This window comes from Flavobacterium sp., assembly GCF_044341265.1.
Classification (GTDB): Bacteria; Bacteroidota; Bacteroidia; order Flavobacteriales; family Flavobacteriaceae; genus Flavobacterium.
Map to the genome: position 1 here is coordinate 38,195 of NZ_JBIISA010000011.1, position 23,423 is coordinate 61,617.

The 23,423-nt window shown below is 31.5% G+C and carries 21 protein-coding genes; 7 read left to right on the forward strand and 14 right to left on the reverse strand.

Translation table 11 applies throughout. The annotated features are described in order from the left end of the window. Positions 1–157: 157 nt before the first annotated feature. The 6 genes from ACIQ06_RS07450 to recF form a co-directional block, all read right to left on the reverse strand. Positions 158–709, reverse strand: coding sequence for an RNA polymerase sigma factor (locus ACIQ06_RS07450; RefSeq protein WP_298308368.1), 552 nt, complete (start codon positions 707–709; stop codon positions 158–160). Beyond that, positions 700–1,806, reverse strand: coding sequence for a glycosyltransferase (locus tag ACIQ06_RS07455; protein ID WP_396145027.1), 1,107 nt, complete (start codon positions 1,804–1,806; stop codon positions 700–702). Before ACIQ06_RS07455 ends, ACIQ06_RS07450 begins: the two co-directional genes overlap by 10 nt. A 114-nt stretch (positions 1,807–1,920) precedes the next feature. Continuing rightward, positions 1,921–2,934 (reverse strand): UDP-N-acetylmuramate dehydrogenase, encoded by a 1,014-nt coding sequence (gene murB / locus ACIQ06_RS07460; protein WP_396145028.1) that lies wholly within the window; start codon positions 2,932–2,934, stop codon positions 1,921–1,923. A gap of 88 nt (positions 2,935–3,022) precedes the next feature. After that, entirely contained in the window at positions 3,023–3,697 is a 675-nt protein-coding gene (locus tag ACIQ06_RS07465) for a DUF2461 domain-containing protein (RefSeq protein WP_396145030.1), read from the reverse strand. Positions 3,698–3,744: 47 nt separating this feature from the next. After that, positions 3,745–4,464, reverse strand: coding sequence for a thioredoxin domain-containing protein (locus ACIQ06_RS07470; protein WP_396145033.1), 720 nt, complete (start codon positions 4,462–4,464; stop codon positions 3,745–3,747). 53 nt (positions 4,465–4,517) lie between these two features. Further along, a complete protein-coding gene (gene recF, locus ACIQ06_RS07475; RefSeq protein ID WP_396145035.1) occupies positions 4,518–5,597 on the reverse strand; it encodes a DNA replication/repair protein RecF in 1,080 nt (359 codons plus the stop codon). Between the two features lie 231 nt (positions 5,598–5,828). Here recF and ACIQ06_RS07480 point away from each other — a divergent pair, with 231 nt between their 5' ends. The 6 genes from ACIQ06_RS07480 (at position 5,829) to ACIQ06_RS07505 (ending at position 11,946) form a co-directional block, all read left to right on the forward strand. Then, a complete protein-coding gene (locus tag ACIQ06_RS07480) occupies positions 5,829–6,623 on the forward strand; it encodes a tol-pal system YbgF family protein (RefSeq protein ID WP_396145037.1) in 795 nt (264 codons plus the stop codon). A 75-nt stretch (positions 6,624–6,698) separates the two neighbouring features. After that, positions 6,699–7,196: a 6,7-dimethyl-8-ribityllumazine synthase gene (ribH, locus tag ACIQ06_RS07485; protein ID WP_396145039.1), complete on the forward strand. Its 498-nt coding sequence runs from the start codon at positions 6,699–6,701 to the stop codon at positions 7,194–7,196. 163 nt (positions 7,197–7,359) lie between these two features. Further along, positions 7,360–9,216: a DNA mismatch repair endonuclease MutL gene (gene mutL / locus ACIQ06_RS07490; protein WP_396145041.1), complete on the forward strand. Its 1,857-nt coding sequence runs from the start codon at positions 7,360–7,362 to the stop codon at positions 9,214–9,216. Continuing rightward, positions 9,213–9,962: a rhomboid family intramembrane serine protease gene (locus ACIQ06_RS07495; protein WP_396145043.1), complete on the forward strand. Its 750-nt coding sequence runs from the start codon at positions 9,213–9,215 to the stop codon at positions 9,960–9,962. Before mutL ends, ACIQ06_RS07495 begins: the two co-directional genes overlap by 4 nt. Next, complete coding sequence (locus ACIQ06_RS07500; protein ID WP_396145046.1) at positions 9,963–10,829, forward strand: rhomboid family intramembrane serine protease; 867 nt, start codon at positions 9,963–9,965, stop codon at positions 10,827–10,829. Between the two features lie 70 nt (positions 10,830–10,899). Beyond that, positions 10,900–11,946 carry an endonuclease/exonuclease/phosphatase family protein gene (locus ACIQ06_RS07505; protein WP_298308334.1) on the forward strand — a complete coding sequence of 349 codons (1,047 nt, stop codon included), beginning with the start codon at positions 10,900–10,902 and terminating at the stop codon, positions 11,944–11,946. On the opposite strand, the gene ACIQ06_RS07510 is transcribed toward ACIQ06_RS07505, so the two are convergent. From ACIQ06_RS07510 to ACIQ06_RS07545, 8 genes are all read right to left on the reverse strand, one after another. Then, a complete protein-coding gene (locus ACIQ06_RS07510) occupies positions 11,947–12,561 on the reverse strand; it encodes a WbqC family protein (protein WP_396145049.1) in 615 nt (204 codons plus the stop codon). Positions 12,562–12,613: 52 nt separating this feature from the next. Next, positions 12,614–14,197, reverse strand: a complete 1,584-nt coding sequence (gene lepB / locus ACIQ06_RS07515) for a signal peptidase I (protein ID WP_396145052.1) — start codon at positions 14,195–14,197, stop codon at positions 12,614–12,616. A gap of 79 nt (positions 14,198–14,276) precedes the next feature. Continuing rightward, on the reverse strand, positions 14,277–14,978 hold the full coding sequence (gene dapB, locus ACIQ06_RS07520) for a 4-hydroxy-tetrahydrodipicolinate reductase (protein WP_396145054.1): 702 nt from the start codon (positions 14,976–14,978) through the stop codon (positions 14,277–14,279). Positions 14,979–15,027: 49 nt separating this feature from the next. Then, a complete protein-coding gene (locus ACIQ06_RS07525; protein WP_396145138.1) occupies positions 15,028–15,585 on the reverse strand; it encodes a DUF5683 domain-containing protein in 558 nt (185 codons plus the stop codon). Between the two features lie 2 nt (positions 15,586–15,587). Then, positions 15,588–16,487 (reverse strand): ParB/RepB/Spo0J family partition protein, encoded by a 900-nt coding sequence (locus ACIQ06_RS07530; protein WP_396145056.1) that lies wholly within the window; start codon positions 16,485–16,487, stop codon positions 15,588–15,590. Positions 16,488–16,490: 3 nt separating this feature from the next. Continuing rightward, positions 16,491–17,258, reverse strand: a complete 768-nt coding sequence (locus ACIQ06_RS07535) for a ParA family protein (RefSeq protein ID WP_396145058.1) — start codon at positions 17,256–17,258, stop codon at positions 16,491–16,493. A 215-nt stretch (positions 17,259–17,473) separates the two neighbouring features. Further along, entirely contained in the window at positions 17,474–18,355 is an 882-nt protein-coding gene (locus ACIQ06_RS07540) for an SDR family oxidoreductase (RefSeq protein ID WP_298308314.1), read from the reverse strand. Between the two features lie 58 nt (positions 18,356–18,413). Continuing rightward, positions 18,414–19,541 (reverse strand): methionine aminotransferase, encoded by a 1,128-nt coding sequence (locus ACIQ06_RS07545; RefSeq protein ID WP_396145061.1) that lies wholly within the window; start codon positions 19,539–19,541, stop codon positions 18,414–18,416. 119 nt (positions 19,542–19,660) lie between these two features. Here ACIQ06_RS07545 and ACIQ06_RS07550 point away from each other — a divergent pair, with 119 nt between their 5' ends. After that, positions 19,661–22,909 (forward strand): VIT domain-containing protein, encoded by a 3,249-nt coding sequence (locus tag ACIQ06_RS07550; protein ID WP_396145063.1) that lies wholly within the window; start codon positions 19,661–19,663, stop codon positions 22,907–22,909. Positions 22,910–23,423: the final 514 nt, after the last annotated feature.

Consider the following 23,423-nt stretch of genomic DNA (forward strand, 5'->3'; position numbering starts at 1 on the left):
TAGCTAACCCTGATTACTTCACAGCGTGTTTTTTTTATTTGAGTTCAGTGAATGCAAAGCATTTGCAATGGAAATCCTTTGTTGATAAACAAAGATTGTAATGGAAAGCAGGAAAATGGAAACCAAAAGGAACCAAGCCATTCGTTTCCAGAAATAATTATCGTTTTGTTTGGATGATTTCTGCCAAGAGTTTTTTGGCGCGAAGGAGTTTGATTTTGACGTTGCTCAAAGGTTCTTCAAGTTGTTCGGCAATTTCTTGGTAACTCATTTCTTGAAAGTAACGAAGTTGTATTACTTCTTGATAGTGAGGTTTTAATTCTTTTATAAATTGTAAGAGTTGCGATAAATTTTGCTCTGTAATCAATTCATCTTCAGCCGTTGGAGATGTGTCAGCTATATTGTAAGCTTGTTGATCTTCTTCGTCAGTAATTTCTACAAAAAGGGTTGATTTTTTTTTGCGAAGTAAATCAATGTGAACGTTTTTTGCAATGGCTATTAACCAAGTATTGAACTGAAATTCAGGATTGTAAGTGGTTAATTTGTCGAATGCTTTAGAGAACGTTTCTATGGTAATATCCTCGGCATCGGTTTCGTTTTCTGTGCGTTTTAGCATAAATCCATAGACCTCGTTCCAATAATGGTCGAGTAGGTAAGTGAAGGCTACTTGATCGCCTTTTTTAGCTTTTTCTATGTACGGATTTATTTCCACTGAACGGGTTTTGAAAAGGTATTGGTGATGAAAACGTTAAGTTGCGTGAATATTAAAACGATTTCAATAATTGGAAACCAATACATTACGTCTTTTTCTTTTAGTTTTCCGGCTGCAAATCCAAGTGATAACCATGCAAATAGATAACGGAAACCAATCAAACTTAGTACAATAATCCACTGAAATTGAAATGCTAAAAGGATTATTGGTAAAATTAGAAATAATAATTGGGTAGCATAAAAAATTGCCAATTGCGTTCTGTCAGATGCTTTGTAATGTTGTGCAGTGGCAACGTGTCTTCGTTTTTGTGTAAACCAATCTTTAAAAGTAGTTTTTGGCTTAGAAAAAGTAAAACTTTCTGGTGTGTAGCAAACGGTCGTATTCTTGGCATTTGCCGCTTGATTAATGAACAAATCATCATCTCCAGAACGAATTTTCATGTGATCCATAAAACCGCGAACTTTGAAAAACTCTTCACGTTTGTAAGCCATATTTCGACCAACACCCATGTATGGTTTTCCTAATTTTGCCCATGAAAAATATTGCGTTGCCGTCAATAAGGTTTCAAAACGGATGATTTTATTTAGAAACGAATTTTTAATTTTTTCGTAAGCGCCATAACCTAACACAATCGTTTTTTGTTGGGTAAATTGGGCTGACATTTCTTTAATCCAATCGTTAGATTTTGGGTAACAATCGGCGTCTGTAAAAAGTAGGTATTCGTTTTTTGCAGCTTTGATTCCAAGTGTTAAAGCAAATTTTTTATTTCCCCAAAAAGCTTCGTTATTTTCTACTTTTACTAATTTAACATTAGGATATTGTTTTTCAAAAGCTTCAAATACTTCTAAGGTTTCATCGCTCGAAGCATCGTCAATAAGTACTATTTCGTAATCTGGATAATTTTGTTCAGCAAGTAACGGAACGAAATTTTTCACATTTTCTTCTTCGTTTTTGGCACAAACAATTACTGAAATCGGAACTCTTTTTGGTGTAGAAGTTTGTGGTTTAGCAAAAGAAAATTTACCAAAAAACACTACATAATATAGGAATTGAACAACTACAACAGCAATGAATATACAAAGTAAAGTTAGTAACATAATGGCTTTATGGTCTTATTTAAAAACGATTGCAAAAGTATGAAATTCAATTTATAGATTTCAGATTTTAAACAGTAGTTTTTAAATTTAATATCTAAAATCTAAAATTTGATGTCAAATCACATTCACTTCCGCCTCAATAGCAATTCCGTACTTATCGAAAACCGTTTTTTGAACGTATTTTGATAAATTTAAAATATCTTGTCCGGTTGCATTTCCGTAATTTACTAAAACAAGTGCTTGGTTTTTATGAACTCCGGCATCGTCTTTTCGATAACCTTTTAATCCTGAGTGTTCAATTAGCCAACCAGCTGGAACTTTAACTTCTGTTTGTGAAACTTCAAAGAATTTTACCTCTGGAAATTTTTGTTGTACTTTTTCAAATAATTCTTTTGAAATAATCGGATTTTTAAAGAAACTTCCGCTATTTCCAAGCTCTTTTGGATCAGGTAATTTACTTTGACGGATGGCTATCACAGCATTGGAAACGTCTTTTAATGTTGGAGTTGTAACGTTTTGTTTTTCCAATTCTTTTCTAATATCACCATACGAAGTATTGATTTTGTGATTGCGTTTTGTGAGTTTGAAAACCACAGAAGTTATAACATATTTATCCTTAGCTTCTTGTTTGAAAACACTTTCTCTATAGCCAAAATTGCAATCTTCTTTTGTGAAGGATTTCATTTCTTGTGATAGAATATTCATAGCTTCACACGAAACAAAAGTGTCTTTGATTTCGGTTCCGTAAGCACCAATATTTTGAACTGGAGTTGTACCAACATTTCCTGGAATCAACGACATATTTTCTAATCCACCAAAGTTTTGATTGATGGTCCAAAGTACAAATTCGTGCCAATTTTCGCCTGCTTGACTTTCAACCCAAACGAAATCGTCGTCTTCTTTAATGATTTTTTTTCCTTTCAAATCAACATGAATTACCAAAGCATCAATATCTTGAGTTAAAAGCATATTGCTTCCACCACCAAGAATGAATTTTTTATCTGAAGCGTGATTTTCTAGAATAGATTTCAAATCTTCTAAATTATGAACGGCTACAAATTGTTTGGCTTTGGCTTCAATACCAAAAGTGTTGTATTTTTTTAAGGAGAAATTATTGTGGATTTGCATTTGTTTGAAATTTTACCGCAAAGTTCGCAAAGTTTTTCGCAAAGTTCGCAAAGAGAAAATTGGAATTTGGTATTTCTTTTTTGGGATTTTAATCCGTTGTTTCTAAAGCTCTTCTCAAAAAGTCATTCATCGGTTTTAGTGCGATTAGTTTTTGAGCTACTATTTTACTAAAATCTTTATCAGTAAATAGTTTTTCATCGATTTTATGTGAAGCGGTAAAGCTTTTCAATTTTAAAAATTCAATCGCTGGATGATTTGGATCAAAATCTTTTGGTGCTTTTTTCAAAGTATTGCTTTCATCTCTAGTCAGTTCTTTAAACTCATTTTTAAACGTTTTATCAGCAACTATGGCTTCTAAATCGTCGTGAAAAAATTCAATTTCCTTACGAATTAACTTTAACTCACTAGGTTCTGGACACCAAACGCCACCTGCGATGAAGCAATTTCCTTTTTCAAAATGAATGTAATAACCAGGAGCATTTTTGCTATTTTTATTTTGAGACATCCAAACACCCATATTGGTTTTATAAGGCGATTTATCTTTAGAAAAACGAATGTCACGATTGATACGAAATGTACAATTTTTAACTTCCAAAGGTTCAAGCGATTTGTCTAATGGCTTCATTTCATTGAGAATAGACGCAATGAAGTTATGATAGTCTTTCTTGTAACTTTCATATCTTTTTTTGTTCTCATGCATCCATTCCGTATTATTGTTTGCAATTAAATCGGCTAGAAATTGAAGCGCTTCTTTTGTTATCATTTTTTATAGTTTCTAAAATCAAAAATCGTTAATCTTCAATCGTTAATTTATAGCTGTTTTCTCAAATCTTCTTCAGATAAAAAACCTAAATGTCTCCAAGTTTCTTTACCATTTTCATAAATCAAAATTACAGGTAATTCATCAAGTTTCATAGTTTCCAACAAAGTTTTGTTTTCATCGGCATCTAATCTAATTAAGGCGATTTTACCTTTTAATTCTTCTTGCATTTTGGTTAAATAAGGAGCCATTTTTTTACATGGCGCACACCATTTTGCTGAAAAATTAATGATTACTTTTTTATCGGAATTGATTAATTTTTCAAATTCTGAAACCGATAATCCTTTTGGAGTTGCAGCTACATTTGAAGTTTTCTTTCCTTGCCATTTCATGATTCCTCCATCTAAATTGTAGATTTCTTTGAATCCAAGTTCTAAAAGTTTTATGGCAGCTTGATTACTTCTTCCGCCCACTTTGCAATAAACGAAAACAGGTTTTGATTTGTCTAATTTTTCAACTTTTGCAGTAAAATCACTTCCGTTCCAATTAACGTTTGAGGCATTTTCAAGATGTTCAACTGAAAATTCTTCAGGAGTTCTAACATCTAATAATTGAGGATTTTTTGTTCCTAATAATTTTGTTTCATAATCAATTCCTGCTAGGGTTTTGATAGGTTCATTTGATTCTGCAGATTCAACAGATTTACTTGTTTGTCCTTGACAACTAATAAATAGGATGGATAACGATAGTATTGATAGAATTTTTCTCATAATATTTTTTGAAGCAAAATTAAAGAAGTAAAAATAGAACAATATAACAAATGTTACAAACTAAATATTTTATAACTTTGATGTGTTGTTTTTACAATACTTTCTGTGCGTTCTGGATGTGTGTCAGAAATAAATAATTGTCCAAATTCCTCTTGGTTGACCATTGCTACAATTTTACTCACACGCGTTTCATCTAATTTATCAAAAATATCATCAAATAATAAAATGGGTTTTTCGCCACTTTGTTTTTTTACAAATTCAAATTGGGCTAATTTTAAAGCAATTAAAAACGATTTTTGTTGCCCTTGAGAACCAAATTTTTTGATTGGAAAACCATCAATTTGAAAGGCTAAATCATCTTTGTGAATTCCAACAGAAGTATATTGTAATGCTCTGTCTTTCGACAAGTTTTGTTCTAATAATTGCAATGTTGTTCCTTCAAATAAATGACTTTCATAAACCAATTGCACTTTTTCTTCTGAACCAGAAATAGCTTGATGATGTTTGTTAAAAATCGGTAGAAAATCATCAATGAATTGTTTTCTCTTTTCAAAAATTTTCTGACCTAAATCGTTCAACTGCTCATTGTAAATTGATAAAGTATCGGTTTCAAATACATGATTTAAAGCAAAATATTTCAGCAAAGCATTACGTTGACTGATAATTTTTTGATATTGAATCAATTCTTGCAAATAGGAGGAATCCAATTGCGAAATAACACTATCAATAAATTTTCTTCTGGTTTCACTTCCCTCAATAATTAAGTCATTGTCTGCTGGTGAAATAATTACAAGCGGAATAAATCCAATATGGTCTGAAAATTTCTCGTAAGGTTTTCCGTTTCTTTTCAGAATTTTCTTCTGACCTTTTTTGAAACTACTAACAATTTGCTCATTTCTTTCCGATTTTTCAAATTCGCCATCAATTACAAAAAACTCTTCATTGTGTTTAATATTTTGAACCGCTAATGGATTAAAATAGCTTTTTCCATACGCTAAATGATAAATTGCATCAAGCACATTGGTCTTTCCAATGCCATTTTTTCCAACGAAACAATTGATTTTGGAATCAAATTCGAAGGAAGCTTCCGAAAAATTTTTATAATTGAATAAAGAAATTTTTTTTAAAAACATTTGTAATGGCTTGAAAACACTATAATCAGCGACTTTGAGAGTGTTTTTTTTTAAGTGGGTGCAAATTATTGAAAATTATCGACAAAATGACTTTCAATTTTTTTCTTTTTAATTTATTTTGCCCAAGGTAGAAAGAACCTTTGATAAAAAAAATAATTTAAAATTTAAATGATTTTTTTTATGTCGGTTTGAATAAAAATTTTATTTTTGCGCACACTAAATTAAATTTAAATGGCAACTTATAATAAGAGAGGTTACAAAACACCAAAAGAAAAAGAAGAAAAAGTAGACGCTAATTTTATTGAAGATACTCCAAATGTTGATGCTAAAGATAGTACAACTGCAAAAGCATTTGACGCATTAGATGAAACAGCTTCGAAAACAGAAGATTTTGTTGCTAAAAACCAAAAATATATTTTAGGATTTTTAGGAGCTGTTGCTCTTGTAACTATTGGTTATTTACTTTATCAAAAGTTTATTGCTGAGCCAAAGCAAGTTGATGCTACTGAAGATTTATTTGTTGCTCAACAGAATTTTCAATTAGCTACTGATGCTACTGATGCTAAAAAACAAGATTCATTATATACTTTAGTTCTTAAAGGTTCTGAAGGAAAACAAGGAGCTCCTGGTATCGCTGACCAATATTCTGGTACTGATTCTGGAAATATAGCTAACTATTATGCAGGTATTGCTTCTTTGAATCTTAAAAAGTATGATGATGCAATTAAATATCTTGAGAAATTTTCATCTAAAGATGCTTTCTTAGGTGCTATTGCAACTGGAGCTATTGGTGATGCTTACGCTCAAAAGAATGATACACAAAAAGCTTTAGATTTTTACGTGAAAGCTTCAGAACAAAATGTAAATGAGTTTACAACTCCAAGATATTTATATAAAGCAGGACAAACGGCTCTGGCTTTAGGTAAAAAATCGGATGCTTTGAAGTATTTTACTCAAATCAAAGAAAAATATGAGACTGCACCAGAAGCACAACAAATTGATGCTTTAATTGGAATGGCTCAATAATTAGTATTCAGTATTCAGTGTTCAGTTAGCAGTTTGTTGCTGAACACTGTAAACTGAGCACTGAACACTAATAAAATGGCTACAGCTAATAAAAATTTATCCAATTACGATAAAAACACAATCCCAAATGCGAAGAATTTTCGGTTTGGGATTGTTGTTTCAGAATGGAATGACCACATCACAGAAGGACTTTATAAAGGTACAATTGAGGCGCTTTTAGATTGTGGTGCTACTCAAGAAAATATTATTCGTTGGAATGTTCCAGGAAGTTTTGAACTGGTTTATGGAGCACAACGCATGATTGTAACACAAGAAGTTGATGTTGTAATTACGATTGGTTGTGTTATTAAAGGTGAAACAATGCATTTCGAATTTGTTTGCGAAGGTGTAACTCAAGGAATAAAAGATTTGAATGTTCAAACTGATGTTCCTGTGATTTTTTGTTTGCTTACTGATAATAACGAGCAACAATCTATCGATAGAAGTGGAGGAGTTCATGGTAATAAAGGAACAGAAGCTGCAATTGCTGCTATAAAAATGGCTGATTTAAGAAGAAATTCTGAAAATAAGTAATTCTTACTCAAGTTATAAAACATAAAATTTAAACCTACTTTTTCAAAGAGTAGGTTTTTTCTTTTTTAGTATGTTGTTAACTATAATAAACAATAGATTTTCCTTAAATTTGCTAACTTTGGTTTTTAACCATGAAAATAAACTCCAAACCATATACAAATAAATGTCTAGCATAATTCAATTACTTCCCGATCATGTTGCCAACCAAATTGCCGCTGGTGAAGTGGTGCAACGTCCTGCTTCTGTAGTAAAAGAATTACTAGAAAATGCTGTTGATGCTGGAGCAACGGATATAAAATTAATTATAAAAGATGCCGGAAAATCGTTAGTTCAAGTTATTGATAACGGAAAAGGAATGAGTGTTACCGATTCGCGTTTGTGCTTTGAACGTCATGCCACTTCCAAAATTCGTCAAGCGGAAGATTTATTTTCGCTTCATACCAAAGGTTTTCGTGGTGAAGCTTTAGCATCGATTGCTGCTATTGCTCATGTGGAAATGAAAACCAAACAAGAGCAAGACGAACTTGGAACTCATATAATTATTGAAGGAAGCAAATTTGTTTCGCAAGATCCATCAGTTTTGCCAAAAGGAACTTCGTTTGCTGTGAAGAATTTGTTTTTTAATATTCCGGCACGACGTAATTTTCTTAAATCGGAAACAGTTGAATTTCGTCATATTGTTGATGAATTTCAACGTGTAGCGTTAGCACATCCAAACATTTATTTTACAATGTATCACAATGGAAGTGAAATGTTTAATCTTCCAAATTCTAATTATCGTCAGCGAATTGTGAATGTTTTTTCGGGTAAAACCAATGAAAAATTGGTTCCAATTCAAGAAGAAACTGAAATTGTAACTATTGAAGGATTTGTTGGAAAACCTGAATTTGCTAAGAAAAATCGAGGCGAGCAATTCTTTTTTGTCAACGATAGATTCATAAAAAGTGGTTATTTGCATCATGCTGTGATGGCTGCTTACGAAGGTTTGTTGCCCAATGGTTCGCAACCAACGTATTTTATTTACTTAAATGTTCCGCCAAATACGATTGATATCAATATTCATCCTACTAAGACAGAAATTAAGTTTGATGATGAGCATGCTTTGTATGCGATTTTGCGTTCCACAATCAAGCACAGTTTAGGACAATTTAATGTAGCGCCTGTTTTAGATTTTGACAGAGATCCAAATCTAGATACGCCTTATCAATATCAAAATAAAACTGCAGAATATCCAACAGTTCAAGTTGATAGTACCTTTAATCCATTTGCAGACGAAAAGCCAAGTAAACAATTTTCAGGAGGTTCTAATTCTTATAAAAAACAAGAAGTTGCTGGTTCTAATTGGGAAAGTTTGTATGTAGGATTGAAAAATGACACTTCAGAAGTGGAAACTTTTTCATTTGAAAGTGAAGAAGTGACCGCATCATTATTTGATGAAAAAGAAGAAGAACAAACCATAAATAGAACGTATCAAATTCATAAAAAATACATTGTAAGTCCAATAAAGTCTGGAATGGTTATTATGGATCAAGGTCGTGCGCATCAACGTATTTTGTATGAACAATTTCTAACGAATATGACGGTTCATCAAGCTTCAAGTCAACAGTTGTTGTTTCCTTTACAAATGTATTTTTCAAACAATGAATTAAAATTAATAGCCGAATTGCAACCTTCTTTAGAAAACACCGGATTTGTTTTTGAAGCTTTTGATACGGATTCTATTCATATTTCTGGAATTCCTGTAAATACTACAGAAAGTGAAATTTCAATGGTTTTAGAGCAATTACTTTCCGATTTGCAAGACGGAATTCCTGATAGTAGTTTTAGTCAAAATGATACTATTGCTAAGTCTATGGCCAAAAGTTTGGCTGTAAAAACAGGAACTTATTTAACAGAAAAAGAACAGGAAAACTTGGTTAACAATCTTTTTGCGTGCAAAGAACCGAATGTTTCGCCATTTCAAAAACCAACTTTCATTACGATGCGTGTGGAAGATATTGATAAACGATTTGCCTTATGATGAATATCACACCTGTTGTAAAACAACTTTTGATAATTAATATTATCTTTTTTATTGGAAGTCAAATAGTTCCACTTGCAGAAAGTTATTTTGCATTGTACTATTTTGAAAACCCCATGTTCAAGTTCTGGCAACCATTAACACACATGTTTATGCATGGAGGGATTGCACATATTTTCTTTAATATGTTTGCATTGTATTCCTTTGGAAGTGCTTTAGAGCATTTTTGGGGTGGAAATAAGTTCTTGTTTTTTTATATTTCATGTGGACTTGGAGCGGCTTTGTTGCATAGTTTTATTAATTATTTAGAGTTTAGAAATGAACTTTCGTATTTACTAGATTCTGGTTTTAAAAAAGAGGATGTACTTAGTTTACTAAATCAAAATATGTTTGACAGAAGATGGTTAGATATAATTGGACAAGATGGAGTTGATGTATTAAGTATTTCTTACCATACTCCAGCCGTTGGTGCTTCAGGAGCTGTTTACGGCCTTTTAGTTGCTTTTGCTTTTATGTTTCCAAATGCTGAATTAGCATTGATGTTTATTCCAATTCCAATAAAAGCCAAATATTTTGTACCTGGGATTTTAGCAATTGATTTATTTTTAGGTTTCAAAGGAAGTTCAATTTTTGGCGCAGGAAGTACAGGAATTGCCCATTTTGCTCACATTGGTGGTGCATTAACAGGTTTTATAATGATGTGGTATTGGAAGAAAAATCAGTTTAATCATAAACGTTGGAACTAAATGAGTAGGATTTTTGACGATATAAAATTGCAATACAAAATTGGCGACATCACTAATAAAGTAATTTATTGGAATGTTGGAATGTTTCTATTGTCGTTAGTGCTTTTTTTTAAGTTTAAGGAATATCAATTTGATTATCCTTCATGGTTAGCTTTATCATCAAATCCAAATGATTTTTTGATATTTCCTTGGACATTTTTGACTTATGCTTTTCTTCATTCTGGATTTTGGCATTTGTTTTTTAATATGGTAATGCTCAATTTCTCAGGAAGATTGTTTTTGACGTTTTTTACACAAAAGCAGTTTTTAGGATTGTACATTTTGAGTTCCATTTTTGCAGGTTTGGTTTTTGCTGTTTCTTATTTTTTGATGGGAATTAATGCGCCAATAGTTGGAGCTTCTGCAGCTGTTTTATCTATATTAGTTGCTGCAACAACATATCAGCCTTTGATGGAAGTTAGGTTATTATTAATTGGAAATGTAAAACTTTGGCACATAACAGCAGTAATTCTTATTTTAGATATTATGCAGATTTTAATAGAAAATACTGGTGGACACATCGCACACATTGCTGGTGCTTTTTTTGGAGTTATTTATATCAAGTTACTTCAAAGCGGAACGGATTTAAGTAGAATTGTAACCATAGTAATTGATTTTTTTGTTAATTTGTTTCAACCGAAGAAATCGACACCATTCAAAAAAGTTCATGTTAATACTAAAAAAGCTAATACCACAACTAAAAGTAAGATAGTAGTAAAAGATAAAACGCAACAGCAAATTGATGAGATTTTAGATAAAATAAGTCAATCAGGTTATGATAGTTTAACCACAGAAGAAAAGGAGTTTTTGTTTAAAGCTGGTAAATAGTAATCAGTGTTCAGTTTTGCAGATTAAAAAAAATTAACTTTGTGTCTTAGTGCCTTTGCGGCAATGTAATATGAAGAAACTTTCATGGTTTAATAAAGTAATGTATTTTTTCAATATAGTGTTGACTGTATTGACTTTTCTTGCTTATGTTTTGCCGTTTCTTGCGCCAAAGTTTTTTCCGTTTTTATCAGTTTTGACACTTATATTGCCTTTATTTTTAATACTTAACGGATTGTTTTTTATATATTGGTTGTTTCAAATAAAGAGACAAATGATGCTTTCTGGCATTGTATTAATTCTTGGAATTACTTTCGTAAATAAGTTTTACAAGTTTTCTTCTAATGAAAAAACTTTTGAAGAAAAGGATTTTGTGGTTATGAGTTATAATGTTCGACTATTCAATCTTTTTCAATGGTTGCCTAAGGAAAATGTAGGTGATGAGATTAAGCAATTTATTAATGATCAAAATCCAGATATTCTCTGTATTCAAGAGTATTCAGAAACTGCTAATGTAGATTTACGAGTGTACAAGCATAAATTTATTTTTATGCAAGGAAATAAAATTAGAACAGGTCAAGCGATTTTTTCAAAATATCCTATTATTGATAAAGGCAATATTGAATTTCCAGAATCTAATAACCTAATCGTTTATGCCGATATTAGAAAAGGAAAAGACACAATAAGAGTTTATAATATGCATTTGCAATCCATTAAAATATCGCCAGATGTTAACGAAATGCAAGACAATGTTGATTCTATAAACCAACACAAATCGGAATTAGTTGTAAAAAGAATTAGTAAAGCATTTACAAAACAACAATTGCAAGCAGAGATTTTAGTCAAACACAAAAAAGAGTGTTCGTATCCAATGATTATTTGTGGCGATATGAATAATAGTGCCTTTTCGTATGTTTATAGAAGTATTAAAGGAAATCTTAACGATTGTTTTGAAGAAGTAGGAAATGGTTTTGGTCAAACCTATAACTTCAAATATTATCCTGCACGAATTGATTATATTTTTGCTGACAAATCAATTCAAGTTAAGAGCTTTCAAAGCTTTCCAAACTTTAAAAATTCTGATCATTATCCAATTATTGCTAGGTTAATGATTGAGTGATTACAAGGATTGATTTTTTAAATAATCTAAAGCATAACGACCTTCATTAAAAAGCAAATCGAGGACACTCAAATTGTTTATAAAACCATGTTTGTCATCAAATACTTGTGTGTATGGAGTAATGATGGTGGTATCTTTTTTTCCGTTAGCCAAATCTCTAAAGTCTTTGAAGTTTGGAACTTCTTGGAAATATTCAGTAGTTTCAGTATATGTTAATGGCATTCGCAAACATTTTGAAACCAAAGTCATGGTATCAAAATTTAAATCTTTTAAAAAATCATATTTTTTTTCAAAAATAGGTATTATTTCATCTTCAAAATATTCAAAGAAAGGCGAACTTCTATAACCAGCTTCTAGCGATTTAAAATGTTGTTTTTGCCAATCAAAGTCGTTTTCAATCCTTACATCTTTTGTCTTTTGATGACGTTCTTTACTATGTTTGATAGGAACATTCAACATTTGCAAGCCATTCGGACTGTATATATACATTCTATTACGATTGGTTTGTTTTTGGAAATTGTCTTCCATTTCAAAAGTAATCGAATCTGCTTGTGCCATTGCAATAAACTGACTTATTGATGGGAAATAAGTAGGATATAAAATTATATGATTCATTGTTTATGGTTTGTTGTTTATGGTTCACAAACTATGAACCATAAACTATAAACTATTCTGTTTTTTTTGCTTTTCTCTTAGTCCAGAAATATTCACCGACGAAATAGGCAGCTAATAAAAATAAGAAATATTTAAAATAAGATTGAGGTTGTCCTTCACCACTTACAGTTGTAAACAATCGTTCCCAACGAATTTTATTCATAATTCCTTTACCATTTGAATCCCAACTCATCCAAATAAAGATTGGTTTTCCTACAATATGATCTTCTGGAGTATAACCAAAATAACGAGCATCTAAAGAATTATGGCGATTATCTCCCATCATCCAATAGTAGTTTTGTTTGAACGTGTAGGTTGTTGCAATTTTGTCATTTATATAAATATCATTACCAACAACCTTCAATTTATTTCCTTCATATTCTTTGATAATAATCTTGTAGAATGGAAGAGATTCTAAAGTTAATGCCACCGTTTTACCAGCTTGTGGAATGTAAATAGGACCATAATTATCGCCACTCCAAGCAATTTTGTTCTCATCTGCACCGTCGTGATGTTTGCATGGGAAAATTCCATTTTCACGACCTTTTCTGATATTTCTTTTTATAGAAGTAATTCCAGAAATTGTTTTTAGTTTTTCTGCATTTTCAAATGTAAGCGCACGAATAGTTAATGAATCTCTGTCTGCAGTTTCAAATCCATATCCATCTGTTATATTTAAATCTTTGAAAACAGCGTCAAAATCGGTTGTAGATTTTGGATCTAATGTTACTTTATAAGAATATTGAGGTTTAGCTCTATCTGGTAAAATCAATTCTTTTCCATTGATAAAAACAATTCCGTCTTTGATTTGTAGGCTATCACCAGGAATTCCAACACAACGTTTTACATAATTTGTCTTTTTATCGATGGGCTTGTCATATCTTTTATCGGCAGGAAGATACATATGGAATAAGGTGTCTCTTGGCCAATTGAAAACTACAATATCATTATTTTTTATTTTTTCAAAACCAGGAAATCTAAAATAAGGTAATTGCGGAAAAGTAGAATATGATTTTGTCTTTATAAATGGTAAGGTATCATGAACCATTGGCGCTGCAATAGTTGTCATAGGAGTTCTTGCACCATAATTTTGCTTACTTACAAATAGGAAATCACCAATTAACAAAGATTTTTCTAAAGAGGATGATGGGATTACAAAAGGCTGAATAAAATAAGTATGAACAAAAGTTGCAACAATGATTGCAAAAAGCAAAGAACCTATTGTATCACCAGTTTTGGTTGCTGGAGTTAAACTTCTATCTTTTATATATTCTACATTCTGAGTGTAATTGATGTAGTAGATGTAAAACCCACAAGTTATCACTCCAAGAAAAGTGTCAGTTGAAGAATTTTTACCAAAACTTCTCAGGGTTTCTACCCAAACAATAGGAAACATCATTAGATTGATTACCGGAATAAACAATAAAAATGTCCACCAAGTAGGTCGATTTATGATTTTCATCAAAACTATCGAATTGTAAACTGGAATAAATGCTTCCCAAGATTTTCTTCCTGCTTTTTCATATAATTTCCATGTTCCCAATCCGTGGATTAGTTGAACAATTAGGAAAAACACAAACCATTGATATGCTGTCATTTTATATTTGTTTAAAAGTTTATGAGTTTAAAAGTTTAAGAAATATCTTAATTCATTTAATCTTCTATATCTATTTTCTTTATTCTAATTCTAAAACGTCTTTCATTGTAAAAACACCTTTTTTTCCTACTAACCATTCGGCAGCAATTATTGAACCTAAAGCAAACCCATCGCGATTATGTGCTGTATGTTTGATTTCTATAGTATCTACTTCTGACGTGTAAAAAATACTATGTGTTCCTGGAACATTTTCTATTCTTTTAGCATCAATTTGAATTTCGTTTTCCTTTGGATTTTCTAAAGTCCAATTGCTATAATTTGAATTTTCTATAACTCCTTTTGCTAATGAAATAGCAGTTCCACTTGGAGCATCTAGCTTTTGAGTATGATGAATTTCTTCCATCGTAACTTTATATTGATTGAACTTTGACATCATTTTTGCCAAATAATTATTCAATTCAAAAAATAAATTTACTCCTAAACTAAAATTGGAACCATAAATAAAGGCGCCATTTTTTTCTTCACAAAGTGTTACCATTTTATTGTAATCTTCCAACCAACCTGTAGTTCCTGAAATTACTGGAATTCCGTTATTCAAACACTCAGAAATATTTGTGACAGCAGAACTTGGTACACTAAAATCTATGGCAACATCAGCATTATCTAGTCCATCAAAAGAAGAAGCACTTGATTTTCTTAGTACGATTTCATGACCTCTTTCTAAAGCAATTCGTTCAATTACTTTACCCATTTTTCCGTATCCAAGAAGTGCTATTTTCATGATGAGTTAGTTAGCTTGTGATGTTGTTTGTTACAGTTTTAAGAAAACTTTATAATTTTAAAGTTACAGAAATACCAAGATTTTGTCTTGAAGTGAAGTCATTTCTGTAAATATCTGGTTTTACAGTAAGTTTTTCATTTACATTGAATTGCATTAAGTGAGCATCAACGTTAGCATCGACAATATTTAAAATGTAAAACAATCCAGTGATAAGCATCGATAAATCTCGATTTCTTTGATAGAATTTTTGTGCGGCAATAAGTCGGGAATCATCTAAATAAGAAAATTCATCTCCAGTATAACCTTCTAATCGACTTTTATAGGCATCGCGATATTGATGGTATTTTTTATTATTACTAATATAGAAATAAATACTAGTTCCCATAGCTCCATAAACAATAGGAATTTTCCAATATTTCTTATTATAAGCTTGTCCTAAACCGGGAAGAACAGCTGAATAAAAAGCTGCTTTTGCAGGTGCAAGCGGATTGATTTGAGATTTGCTAATAGTATCTAAAGCTACTAAATCTTTACCCAATTCAGTTTGGCTAAACGACAAATTGCTTCCCAAAAGAAGTAAGAATAATGATATGTAAATCGACTTAATCACTAACCGTTGATTAATTTTACAATTCTATTAAAATCCTCTTCTGAATGAAATGGAATTGCAATTTTACCTTTTCCTTTTCCGTCAACTTTTACATCAACTTTTGCTCCAAAGAAATTAGTAAAGGCTTTCTTTTGGTCGTCTGCAATAGAAAATGAACTTGCTTTTTTTGCTTTCGCAGTAGTAGGTTTTAATCCGTCTTGATGTTTTTTTACCAAAGCTTCTGTATCACGAACAGAAAGGTTTTGGCTTACAATTTTTTGATAAATATCAGTTTGAACATCTTGGTCATCTATATTAATCATTGCACGACCATGTCCCATACTAATAAATCCATCACGAATTCCTGTTTGAATAATCGGATCTAATTTTAAAAGACGAAGATAATTTGTGATTGTAGAACGTTTTTTTCCAACTCGTTCACTCATTTGTTCTTGAGTTAGTTGAATTTCTTCAATCAAACGTTGGTACGATAAAGCAATCTCGATTGGATCTAAATCGTGACGTTGAATGTTTTCAACCAATGCCATTACCAATGATTCGTTATCATTAGCAATTCTGATGTAGGCAGGAATTGTTGTCATTCCAACTAATTTGGAAGCGCGTAAACGGCGTTCACCAGAAATTAATTGGTATTTATTGAAATCTAATTTTCTTACAGTAATAGGTTGAATAACACCAAGTTCCTTGATTGATGAAGCTAATTCTTTTAATGCTTCTTCATTAAAATTAGATCTAGGTTGAAACGGATTTATTTCAATAGAATCAATTTCAATTTCAAGAATATTACCAACAACTTTGTCAGCATTTTTATCATCAATTGATTTAATATCGTTATCAGGATCTTTTAACAAAGCAGACAATCCTCTTCCTAAAGCTTGTTTTTTTAGTGCCTTCGCCATAAATTAGTTACTGTTTTTTTTAATAATTTCTTCTGCTAAACTCAAGTAATTCATAGCTCCTTTGCTAGTTGCATCAAAAGCAATGATACTTTCTCCAAAACTTGGTGCCTCGCTTAATTTTACATTTCTTTGAATTATAGTTTTGAAAACCATATCGTTAAAATGTTTTTGAACTTCTTCTACAACTTGATTTGAAAGGCGTAAACGCGAATCATACATTGTTAAAAGTAATCCCTCAATATCTAAGTTTGGATTATGAATTTTTTGAACGCTTTTTATTGTATTCAATAATTTTCCTAAACCTTCTAAAGCAAAATATTCACATTGAATAGGAATTACTACAGAATCGGCTGCTGTTAAAGCATTTAATGTTAGTAATCCTAGTGATGGTGCACAATCAATTAAAATATAATCGTATTTATCTTTAATGCTTTCTAAAGCTTGTTTAAGCATATACTCACGATTTTCTTTGTCTACCAATTCAATTTCAATGGCAACAAGGTCAATGTGCGCAGGAATTATATCAACATTTGGTGAAGTAGATTTTACAATTGCTTCTTCAGGAATATTACTTTGTTCAATAATTTGATACGTTCCAATTTCTACACTTTCTACATCAATGCCTAAACCCGAACTCGCATTGGCTTGCGGATCGGCGTCGATTAATAAAACTTTCTTTTCTAAAACTCCTAGTGATGCAGCTAAATTAACCGAAGTAGTCGTTTTTCCTACACCACCTTTTTGGTTGGCGATTGCAATGATTTTACCCATTTATTTGATTCAAATTTTGAGTGGTAAAAATACAATTTTTTATGGTTTATAAAAGTGTTATTTGTTAACAATCTTGTAAAATTTAGTTTTCAGTGTTCAGTACTAAATTGTTAGACAATAATTCTTTTTCAAATAAAAAAGTCAGATAGAAAATTCTAACTGACTTTTTTGAAAAGGTATTTTACTGGCCACTGAATACTGACCACAGAATACAATTACTTACTTCCTTTATTTTTAATCATTGCTTCAAGCATATCCCACATTTCTTGTGGAATTTTTTCTAGAATATTAAATTGTCCTGCGCCTTGCAACCATTCGCCACCATCAATAGTTACAACTTCTCCATTGATATAGGCAGAAAAATCGGAAACTAAATAAGCAGCAAGATTTGCCAATTCTTGGTGATCACCAACTCTTCTTAATGGCACTTTTTTAGCCATGTCAAATTTTTCAGCTAAGTCACCTGGCAATAGTCTGTCCCAAGCACCTTTGGTAGGAAATGGACCAGGTGCAATAGCATTCATGCGAATACCATATTTTGCCCATTCTACTGCTAAACTTCTTGTCATAGCTAAAACTCCAGCTTTTGCTGTAGCACTCGGAACCACATAACCAGAACCTGTCCAGGCATAAGTTGTAACAATATTTAAAACATTGCAATTGGTTTGTTTCGTTTCAATCCAATGTTTTCCAAAAGCTAAAGTGCAATTTTTCGAACCTTTCAAAACAATATCAATAATAGTATCAAAAGCATTTGCAGATAATCTTTCAGTAGGAGAGATGAAGTTTCCTGCTGCATTGTTTAGAAGAACATCTACCTTTCCAAAAGTTTTTAAAACTTCTGCAAGCATAGCTTCTACTTGGTCGTAATGTCTTACATCACATTGAATAGGTAAACATTTACTACCAGTTTCTTTTTCTAATTCTGATGCTGTAGTTTTTAATTTTTCCAAATCTCTTGAAGAAATTGCAACATTAGCACCTAATTCTAGAAAATATTTTGTCATTGCTTTTCCCAAGCCACTTCCGCCACCGGTTACTACAATTGTTTTACCTTTTAGTGCATCGTCACGAAGCATTTTTGCTGAAAAATCCATAGTTTAGTTTGTTTTAGAAGTGTAAATATAGAAAATAATTTATTATGCACGCATAATATTATAATTTTAACAATCGATTAGTTGCTTCTATCAAAGTATTATCATCTTTGGCAAAACAAAAACGAATGCATTGTGTTTGGTTCCCATCTGCATAAAATGGAGAAAGTGGAATGGTAGCCACTCCAAATTCAGTAACCAAGCGCTTTGTGAAATCCAAATCTGTTTCATCAGAAATAGCAGCATAAGAAGCTATCTGAAAATAAGAACCCTCACATGGAAGTAGTTCAAATTTTGAATTTTGCATTAAGTTTCTAAATAAATCTCGCTTTTGTTGGTAAAAATTTCCAAGTTCAGAAACTTGCACCAAATCCATATAATCATTGATAGCATATTGAGCAATACTGTTGACACTGAACACTAAAAACTGATGTACTTTTTTAATTTCTATCATTAAATGTTCAGGAGCAATTAAATAGCCAATTTTCCAGCCAGTTATGTGAAATGATTTACCAAATGAGGAAACGCTAACACTTCTATCTCTCAGTTTTTCTCTATGATGTATCGAAATATGTTTGTTTTCAAAGGTGATGTATTCATAAACTTCATCGGAAAGAACCAAAACTTTTGGATGCAATTCTAATAATTTTTCGAGTTGTAGAAAGTCGTTTTCATTCCAAGTTTTTCCAGTAGGATTATGAGGATTATTAATGATAATCATTTTGGTTTTACTATTCATAGTAGCTCCAATAAGTTCCCAATTTGGAGAGAAATCATTGTTTAAATTGATGCGTTTTGGAATAGCATTACAAAGTAAAATAGGCGTTTCATAACAGTCATAACTTGGGTCCAAAATGATAACTTCTTCTTTTGGTTCCACCAATGCTTGTATGCTTGCAAATATACCTTCTGTAGCTCCAGCAGTAATCAAAATATCAGTTCTCGGATTCACTTTTCTACCATACGAATTTTGTGTTAGTGTGGCAATTTTCTCAAGTAGTGGAGGAAAACCAGCCATCGGCAAATATTGATGAATTTCTTTATTTGACCATTGAGCGACCAAGTTTTTTAAACGTTCATCGACAGGAAAATTCGGAAAGCCTTGCGATAAATTTATGGCTTTATAATCTCCTGCCATTTGCGACATTATGCTGAAAATACTAGTGGTAATATGAGGTAGTTTGGACATGCTGAACAATTATTTTATGCATAAAAGTAAATAAATATATTTTCTATCCCAACCTTTTTATAAAATAACTACTCTATAACATTGTAACACGTTTTGAAAGAAAACAAATAAATATCCACATGAAAAATCTTATTCTAATCTCGCTTTTGTTTTTTGGAAGTTGGGTTCAAGCTCAAAATCCTCAGTTGAATGTTAAAGGTAAAGATTCGTCGTTGGTGCGATTGAGTCAGTTGAAAGTAACTGTAAAAGTTGTTGGAAATATTGCCTATACTACCACAGAGATGCACTTTTTTAATGGAACCAATCGTCAAATGGAAGCAGAGCTGTTGTTTCCTTTGCCAGAAGGAGTTTCAGTTTCACGATATGCAATTGATATTAATGGTAAAATGCGTGAAGCTGTTCCAGTGAATAAGAATAAAGGGAAACAAGTTTTTGAAGCCATAGAACACCGTCGTGTAGATCCAGGATTGTTGGAAAAAGTAGAAGGAAATAATTTTCGTACACGCATTTATCCTTTACCACCTAATGGAAAACGTATTGTGATTATTGGCTATGAACAAGAATTAAGTAGTATAGATGCAACCCATTTAGGATATCAAATGTTAAGTAGTTATCCTTATGCATTAGATGTTTTTGAATTGTCAGTAGCCGTTCTTGGAGCTTCTGCAACTCCAACTGTGACCAATGATGAAGGTGTTTTAGCTTTAGAAAATTTGAATCAAAGTTATCAAACTTCGTTGACCAAAAATAACTACAAACCTAAAGACAAACTCTTAATTTCCATTCCAATTCGTCAAGACATTCCAAGTGTTGTCGTGCAATCTGTTGATGGGCAGCATTATTTTTATGCAAACGCTGTTTTAGATGGTGCCAACATAAATAAGAAAAATCCAAACTCAATCGGATTAATTTGGGATGTGTCTTTAAGTTGTAGAAAACGCGATTTGATAAAAGAATTTGCCTTATTAGATGCTTATTTTAAAGGATTAAATACAGTAGAAGTTGTACTTTATTTTTCAGGATATACTTTTGATAAAAAAGCGACTTACCAAATTAAAAATGGTGATTGGAACGAATTGAATGCAGCTTTAAAGCAAGTAAAATACGATGGAGGAACACGTTTTTCTAAAATCAAATTACCGGTTCATGATGAGTATTTGTTCTTCACCGATGGATTATCTTCATTGAGTTCTAATGTTTTGCCATCAACTAAAAAACCAGTATATACCATTACTTCTTTGCCTTCTTCTGATTATGCTTTTTTGAATTTTAATGCTATTAAAACTGGTGGTAATTTTATCAATTTGAATCAATTAAAAGTAGAAGATGCTTTAGATAAATTGGTTAATCAAAGTCTTAAGTTTTTAGGAGTAAAAGAGAATTATATGGTTACCGATTTATATCCTATGGTCGGAACACCAGTTTCAGGAAGTTTTAGCGTTGCCGGAATTTCATTGAAAGAACAAAATCAAGTTGTTTTATTGTTTGGTTATGGAGATACTCCAACTTTAGAAAAAACTATAGTTATCAATGCTTCAACACAAGCTTCAACAGATGTTAGTATAGAAAAATTATGGGCTCAGAAGAAGATTGCCAACTTAGTAATCCAATACAAACAGAATGCAGAAGAGATTGAAACTTTAGGAAAGAAATATGGAATTGTAACCAACAATACTTCGCTTATTGTTTTAGAAAATTTATCCGATTATATCCAATACGATATTGTTCCACCTGCTGAATTACGTCCTGAATTTGATAGAATGATGAAACAGCAAATCGCCAATGCAGAAGCTAAAAAATACAACAATTGGCAAAATGTTGCTCAATATTACGAGGCATTAAAATTATGGTGGGATAATAACACGAAGTATTCTAAACCTAAACCAGTAAAAATTCCTAAAGCAAAACCAGTTGTAGCAACTCCTCCAAGAAATGTTAGTTTTAGTGGAGTTAACCCAAGTTTTGTTAGAGGTTTAGTTTACGATAACCAAGGGCCATTGCCTGGCGCTATTGTTGTTGTTAGAGGAACAACAAGAGGTGTAAGTACTGATTTTGATGGAAAATATTCTATTGATGCTAAAGTTGGCGATGTGCTTGTTTTTCAATTTGTTGGTATGCAAAGCACTACTTTTATAGTTGGAAATAATAAACGAATTGATGTAACATTGAGAGAATCTAATGTTCAATTAAATGAAGTTGTCGTGCAAGCAGTGGGCGTAAGGAGAGATTCAAGTCAAGATGATGAAGATGATGAAAAAGAAAATGTAAGAGAAAAAAGAAGTATAACTAGTGCTTACAGTGTAGTCAAATCTGAAGAAATATCAGTGGCTTCTAATCCAAATGCTATAAGAACATTATCAGGTCAAGTATCTGGAATAAATGTTCAAACAAATACAGCTTGGTCAAACGATTCAAATGATAATGTTACATATCAAAATGGTTTTGTAAACAATGATAGGACTAAAATAAGTAAATGGAATCCAGATAGAATTTATCTTAAAGCTTTGGCTAATGCTCCGGCAGATAAAAAATATGGTTTGTATTTGGAATTGCGAGAAGGTCAAGAAACCAATCCGAGTTTTTATTTTGATGTAGCTAATCATTTTTATGATTCTGGAGATAAAGCAACAGCATTATTGATTGTTAGTTCCATTGCCGATTTAGGATTAGAAAATCATCAATTGTATAAATCCTTAACTTATGTTTTGCGCCAATGGGAAGCCTATGAAGATGCTTTGCATACGGCTAAACAAGTAGCAATATGGCGAGAACAAGAGCCACAAGCACATCGTGATTTGGCTTTGACTTTAGAAGATAATGGTCAGTTTCAAGCAGCTTTTGATGAATTGATAAAAGGATTAGAAGTGAATTATTATGGTGAAATGAGCGGACAATATGCAGGTGTTGAAGATATTATTTTAATGGATTTAAACCGAATGATGCAAGAACACAAAAGCATTAAAACAGATAAATTAGAAAAAAAATATCTAGATAAAATGCCAGTAGAAATCAGAATAATTTTAAACTGGAATCAAATGGATACTGATATCGATTTGCATATTATTGAACCAACAGGTGAAGAATGTTATTATGGCCACAGAGATACACAAGCAGGTGCAAGATTTTCTAAAGATTTTACACAAGGTTATGGACCAGAGCAATATTTATTACGCAATGCTGTAAAAGGAAAATACATCATTAAAACCAATTATTTTGGTGAAAGTGCATTAACAGAAAATGGACCAGCTACTGTAATGGTAGAGGTTTACACTAGAAAAGGAAATGGTAGCATAGAAAGAAAATTGCAAACAATCCAATTAGGAAAAGTAAAAGAAAACCAAAATTTAGCAGAAATTACAATAGATTAGTTAATTAGTTGAGGTTAATTGTGAAAGCAGCTTTGAAGTAAGTTCAAGGCTGTTTTTTTTAACCTTTATGTTAAAATAAAAAGACTTTTTAAAAACATAATACGTAGTATTATATATTCAGTTTTTACTTCTTCAAATGTTAAATTTTCAAATTTCATTTGGTCAATTGAAAAATAGTTCAGAAGTTTGCGTCATCAAAAAGAAGAAAAAATGAATTTAACTATTTGCAATATGTGTTGTATGATGTGGAAGTTTCCGCAGAGGACATTTATTGCATAATTTTAAGTTTTTAAAATATATACAATCAAACCTCTGCAAATTGCAGAGGTTTTTTTATTTCAACTAATTTCAAAAAAAAATAATTCTAAAATGAACGTAATAGCAAAAAATATGATGACTTGTATGATGATGCACATGATGATGCACATGATGATGTGTTGTATCGGCATTTGCTATTACCAAAAACGGAAAACGTAAAAGAAATATATATTTCTAGTGTAAAAGTCCTTTTGGT